Raw genomic sequence first — 5,166 nt, forward strand, 5'->3', positions numbered from 1 at the left:
TTCCCCATTTCCCCATTTCCCCATTTCCCCATTTCCCCATTTCCCCATTTCCCCATTTCCCCATTTCCCCATTTCCCCATTTCCCCATTTCCCCATTTCCCCATTTCCCCATTTCCCCACTGAAAATTATGCGTACAAATTGGCGAATCGGCTCTTTATTGGGCATTCCTCTCTATATTGATTCCTCGTGGTTTTTGATTCTGGCTTTTGTCACCCTGATCAATGCCACTGATGCAGAAATTCAGTCTCTGGCCGCCCAGAGTTCTGTTTTAGCGTGGTTACTTGGTTTAATCATGGCTTTATTGCTGTTTATCTCGGTTTTACTCCACGAATTAGGTCATAGTTTCATGGCTCGTTCCCAAGGCATCCAGGTCAATTCCATTACCCTGTTTCTCTTTGGAGGTATGGCCTCGATCGATCGAGAATCTCGGACTCCTCCCCAGGCCCTGCAAGTAGCGATCGCTGGACCCGCCGTTAGTTTTCTCCTGTTTTGTCTCTTATCCCTAGCCAGTCACTTACCCTATTTAAACGCCAATTTAACCTATATATGCGGACATTTAGCGATAATTAACCTGTTTTTGGCTCTATTTAATCTTATCCCCGGTTTACCCCTCGATGGGGGTCAAATTTTCAAAGCAATCGTCTGGCAAGCAACTGGCGATCGCTGGAAAGGGTTACATTGGGCTGCGATCAGTGGTCAATTAATCGGTTGGTTGGGGATTATTTTGGGGATTTTCTTGGTTCTCTTGACGGCAGCTGTGGGGGGTGCCTGGTTAGGATTAATAGGCTGGTTTATCCTCAGAAATGCCCGCGCCTACGATAATTTGACTAATTTACAGGAAAGTCTCCTCAATTTCACAGCGGGAGAGGTGATGAGCAGAAATTGGCGGGTTTTAAACGCCCATCAAACCCTAGAGGAATTCGCCCAAGAATACGTTTTAGACCAAGCAGCCGCCAATACTGCTTATTTTGCTGCGTCCGAGGGACGTTATCGGGGATTAATTCGGGTGGAAGATTTACAGGCGATCGAGCGGAGTTTCTGGTCAGAAAAACAACTGCTTGATATTGCCCATCCCCTCGCAGAAATTCCCACTGTTGAGGAAAAAACCCCCTTAGTGACGGTGGTGCAGAAATTGGAAACCATCCCGGACCCAATGATCACGGTGTTAACACCAGCCTCCGCCGTAGCGGGAGTGATCGATCGCGCCGATATCCTCAAGGCAATTGCGATTAAATACCAACTTCCCCTAGAGGAAACGGATATTAAACGCGCTCGCGAGGGAGTTTATCCCAGTTATTTGCCCTTAAATGTCATTGCTGCCGCTCTCGACCAGAGTGAACCGCCAAAAATCGGCGAACCGTCCTTAATGTCCTGACGTAGAGAGGATGGACGATAATAATCTTGAATATGGCTAATCCGAAAATTTCCTCCCTGGTTAACCTGCCACAATTTCCCCGTTTCCACATCTAAACAACTTAACCAGCCTTTACCGTAGGCCCAAGTATCGATACAAATGGCATGGCCGAGATTAATCGGTTTACCGCTTTTTTGGCTGGTATGACCACAAATCATGGTTTTTCCCGAACTATGGGCGGCTGGATCTTGAAATTTCTCCCAAAAGAGTTTGTATTCTGGTTGTCTGGCCAGGGGTAGATGGGGATCGAGACCAGCGTGAACAAATAAATGATTTGCAGTTTCGTAGCTATTTATACAGACTTTTCCTAAAAAATCCCAGTGAGATTCAGGAATTTTAATCAGGTGGCCTTCGCTATAGGATTTTAGCGTGGCTTTACCGCCTTTTTCTAACCAGAGACGCTGTTTGAGGGGGTTATGACGGGCTTGCAGCATGATAATCTCGTGATTACCTTTGAGGGGAATCAAATTTCCCTGTTTATGTAGGGAAATCAAGCGATCGATCACCCCTTTCGAGTCTCTGCCCTTATTAACGTAATCACCGAGGGTGATTAAAGTATCTTGCGGTTTGGGATTGACGATCTCTAGCAAGTGATCTAGAGCTTTCGAGCAACCATGAATATCGCCGATCGCTAAGGTTCGCATGAGGATTTGGTAGGGGACTAGGGCATAGGTAGGGTCTGCTGAAAAAGTTTTTCGTGGGTGCAGGGTGTGGGGTGTGGGGTGTAGGGTGTAGGGTTTTACCGATTTTGAGGTAGTCAGTTACCTAATTTTCAGGGAAAAAGTCCCGGAATTTTACCCCCGATCACTCCAATGGTCCGGCACTTTTTGAGGGAAAAAAAGTCTAAAAGCCTTATCCAACAAAGTTTTTAGATTTATTCAGCCAGCCCTAGGTACAGGTAAAAGTATTAAAGAAATCTGTTCACGACAAACAGCGATTATCGGTGATCTTGCTTAGGGTAACAAAAAGGCTTACAGTAAAATGTACCATAAATTATCAAATCTACTAAATTAATTAAGCTGTGCCGAAAGTTGTTATTGCAGGTAACTGGAAAATGTACAAAACCCAAAGAGAAGCTTTGGAGTTTTTGCAAGATTTTAAATCCCATCTAGAGGAAACTCCCGACGACCGAGAAGTAGTTCTTTGCGCGCCTTTCACCGCTTTAGCTGTCCTCTCTAAAACCCTCCACGGTGGTCGTATCCGTCTGGGGGCGCAAAATGTCCACTGGGAAAAATCGGGGGCTTATACGGGCGAAATCTCGGCGGATATGTTAACCGAAATTGGGGTTCACTATGTGGTTATCGGTCACAGTGAACGCCGGCAATATTTTGGCGAAACCGATGAAACCGTCAATTTAAGGGTTATATCTGCCCAAAAACAAGGTTTAATCCCGATTATCTGCGTGGGAGAAAGTAAAGCCCAAAGAGATGCCGGAGAAACAGAAAAGGTAATTATCAAGCAAATTCAAGCAGGTTTAGTCAATGTTGACCAAAAAAACCTCGTTATCGCCTACGAACCCATCTGGGCGATTGGCACGGGGGAAACCTGCGAAAGCGAGGAAGCGAACCGCGTTATCGGTTTGATTCGGCAACAATTAGATAATCCCGAAGTAACCATTCAGTACGGTGGTTCGGTAAAACCCGATAATATCGATGAAATTATGGCTCAATCGCAGATAAACGGGGCTTTAGTCGGTGGGGCGAGTCTAGACCCCGCCGTATTCGCCCGCATTGTTAATTATCGCTAATTGATGCTGCTGCCATGACGCTATTTTCCAAAACCCCGATGCCTTCTATTTCCACCCGAACCTTATCCCCCACCTGCATCGCTCCGATTCCTTCGGGAGTTCCCGTTAAAATCACATCCCCCGGCAGCAGGGTCATCACTTGGGAGATATAAGCCACCAAGACATCGGGGGGAAAAACCATATCACTGAGATAACTGCTTTGTTTGGGTTCGCTGCCATCATTGAGAAAAGTGGTTAATTGGGCCCCGATACTCAATTCCCGGACAATCCAAGGGCCGAGGGGACAAAAACTGTCAAATCCTTTCGCCCGCGTCCATTGGCTATCTTTTTTCTGTAAATCCCTAGCGGTGACATCGTTAGCAATGGTATAACCCCAGATTTTGCTTCTGGCTTGGGCTGTGGTGCAGTTTTTGGCGGTTTCTCCGATAATTAATGCCAATTCTCCCTCATAATCCACTCTTTGGGATTGGGGCGGATAAAAAATCGTTTCACCATCGGCGATAATTGTTGTCGGTGGCTTGAGAAATAAAAGCGGTTCTTCTGGTACAGGTGTTCCCATCTCGGCGGCGTGGGCGCGGTAATTTTTGCCCACAGCAATAATTTTCGACGGGAAACAGGGGGCTAATAGTTGGTAGCTATCAGATTCTAATTCTAGCTTGGTTAGTTGCCCTCCTTGCCAGGGAGGGGCATCAAAGACAGCAACGCTACGGTTTAGCTGTAACAGTCCGTAGAAGATTTGTCCTTGACGATGTTTCACTCGTACATAGCGTTGCGCCATATTTTTCTGGGAATGACTAGCGATCGACTCTCGGATAGTAGTATGATCATATATCCTTGCTTCTTTATTAAAAGCTAGAGAGTTATGAAAATCAATTAACCTCCGGTCTTGACAAAGAAGCCTTCTAGTCCATAAGGATTCTGAGATGAGCAATAACTACGAAACTCTTTACATTCTCCGTCCCGATTTAGGGGAAGAAGTCGTTCAGCAACAAGTGGAACGTTATCGGACTCTGATTAGCGAACACAGCGCCACAGACATTGAAGTTAAGGTGTGGGGTAAAAAACGTCTGGCCTATCCCATCAAAAAACTCAATGATGGTGTCTATGTGCAGATGAATTATCAGGCAACCGGCAAACAAGTCGCCCCCATGGAACGCACCATGCGTTTAAGTGATGAGGTTATTCGTTATTTAACCCTAAAACTCGATCGCGTGGTGGCCCCCCCTGCCGATTTATCTCCCTTAACGGAAATTCCGCCCTCTCCTATCACCGAAGCGGTGGTGGAAGATGACGGTATCTCCGCTGAAGATTAATTATAGTCACAACTGTGTCGGATCAATGCCCAATTCCCGTAATCGGGCAAAAGCGCGATCGCGTTCTTGTTGTGCTTGGTCGCGTTCTTGTTGTGCTTGGTTGCGTTCCTCAAAGAGGGTTTCAGGGTCTTTAAATCGTTCCCCATCGGGATAAAAGACCTCTAAACCCTCTTCAAACATCTCAAACCGAATCCCTAGGATTGGGGAAGTCCAGGGAAAATTCAAAGCCGTCACCGGGAAAAAATCCTCTTGCCGATTGGCTCGCACCAATCCCCAGAAATCATGGGAGTCTGGGTCATAGAAAAACATCTCTAATACCCCATGCTCCCGATAGAAAGACTGCTTTTTGAGCATTTCCCTGGCACTATTGCTCGGAGAGAGGATTTCAAACACCACCTGGGGAGCAATATTGTCTTCTTCCCATTGTTTATAGCTGCCCCGCTCACCCGGTGGACGACCGAAAACCACCATGGCATCAGGAGCTTGACAGGGAGCGGGGGGTACGATTACCTGGTGCGGATACCAGAGCAAATCTCCGGCGACAAAGACGGTTTGCTCCTTAAATAAATACCTGAGATTGGCAACCAAGCGAACAATCCAGCGATATTGAACTGTGTTGTCGGCCATAGGTTTACCGTCGGAGTCAGGATAGAAAAGTTGGGGTTCGATGGGTGCTTGAACCATGCTTTAT

The 5,166-nt window shown here is 46.6% G+C and carries 6 protein-coding genes; 3 read left to right on the plus strand and 3 right to left on the minus strand.

Annotated features, from left to right (window positions below; genetic code table 11):
- Nucleotides 1-128 precede the first annotated feature (128 nt).
- Entirely contained in the window at nucleotides 129-1,376 is a 1,248-nt protein-coding gene (locus EWV84_RS12715) for a site-2 protease family protein (RefSeq protein WP_287078276.1), read from the plus strand.
- Here EWV84_RS12715 and EWV84_RS12720 read toward each other — a convergent pair.
- Nucleotides 1,295-2,059, minus strand: a complete 765-nt coding sequence (locus EWV84_RS12720) for a metallophosphoesterase family protein (RefSeq protein ID WP_287078277.1) — start codon at nucleotides 2,057-2,059, stop codon at nucleotides 1,295-1,297. The two genes, EWV84_RS12715 and EWV84_RS12720, sit on opposite strands and share 82 nt — an antisense overlap.
- 377 nt (nucleotides 2,060-2,436) lie before the next feature.
- On the opposite strand from EWV84_RS12720, the gene tpiA reads away from it, so the two are divergent.
- On the plus strand, nucleotides 2,437-3,162 hold the full coding sequence (gene tpiA, locus EWV84_RS12725) for a triose-phosphate isomerase (protein ID WP_286824696.1): 726 nt from the start codon (nucleotides 2,437-2,439) through the stop codon (nucleotides 3,160-3,162).
- Here the strand turns inward: tpiA and EWV84_RS12730 are convergent.
- On the minus strand, nucleotides 3,149-3,940 hold the full coding sequence (locus tag EWV84_RS12730) for a fumarylacetoacetate hydrolase family protein (protein WP_286824695.1): 792 nt from the start codon (nucleotides 3,938-3,940) through the stop codon (nucleotides 3,149-3,151). The two genes, tpiA and EWV84_RS12730, sit on opposite strands and share 14 nt — an antisense overlap.
- Before the next feature lie 145 nt (nucleotides 3,941-4,085).
- On the opposite strand from EWV84_RS12730, the gene rpsF reads away from it, so the two are divergent.
- The gene (gene rpsF / locus EWV84_RS12735; RefSeq protein ID WP_287078278.1) at nucleotides 4,086-4,475 is read left to right on the plus strand and encodes a 30S ribosomal protein S6; all 390 of its coding nucleotides are present in this window, start codon (nucleotides 4,086-4,088) and stop codon (nucleotides 4,473-4,475) included.
- Between the two features lie 6 nt (nucleotides 4,476-4,481).
- Here rpsF and EWV84_RS12740 read toward each other — a convergent pair whose 3' ends face one another.
- Entirely contained in the window at nucleotides 4,482-5,159 is a 678-nt protein-coding gene (locus EWV84_RS12740; protein WP_287078279.1) for a Uma2 family endonuclease, read from the minus strand.
- Nucleotides 5,160-5,166: the final 7 nt, after the last annotated feature.

The sequence above is a fragment of the Microcystis sp. M_QC_C_20170808_M3Col genome (assembly GCF_007095505.1).
Lineage (GTDB): Bacteria > Cyanobacteriota > Cyanobacteriia > Cyanobacteriales > Microcystaceae > Microcystis.

What these genes read in the sequence shown, in the direction of transcription:
- EWV84_RS12715 (WP_287078276.1), top strand. Translation starts at nt 129, where the DNA reads ATGCGTACAAATTGGCGAATCGGCTCTTTATTGGGCATTCCTCTCTAT.
- EWV84_RS12720 (WP_287078277.1), bottom strand. Translation starts at nt 2,059, where the DNA reads ATGCGAACCTTAGCGATCGGCGATATTCATGGTTGCTCGAAAGCTCTA.
- EWV84_RS12730 (WP_286824695.1), bottom strand. Translation starts at nt 3,940, where the DNA reads ATGGCGCAACGCTATGTACGAGTGAAACATCGTCAAGGACAAATCTTC.
- rpsF (WP_287078278.1), top strand. Translation starts at nt 4,086, where the DNA reads ATGAGCAATAACTACGAAACTCTTTACATTCTCCGTCCCGATTTAGGG.
- EWV84_RS12740 (WP_287078279.1), bottom strand. Translation starts at nt 5,159, where the DNA reads ATGGTTCAAGCACCCATCGAACCCCAACTTTTCTATCCTGACTCCGAC.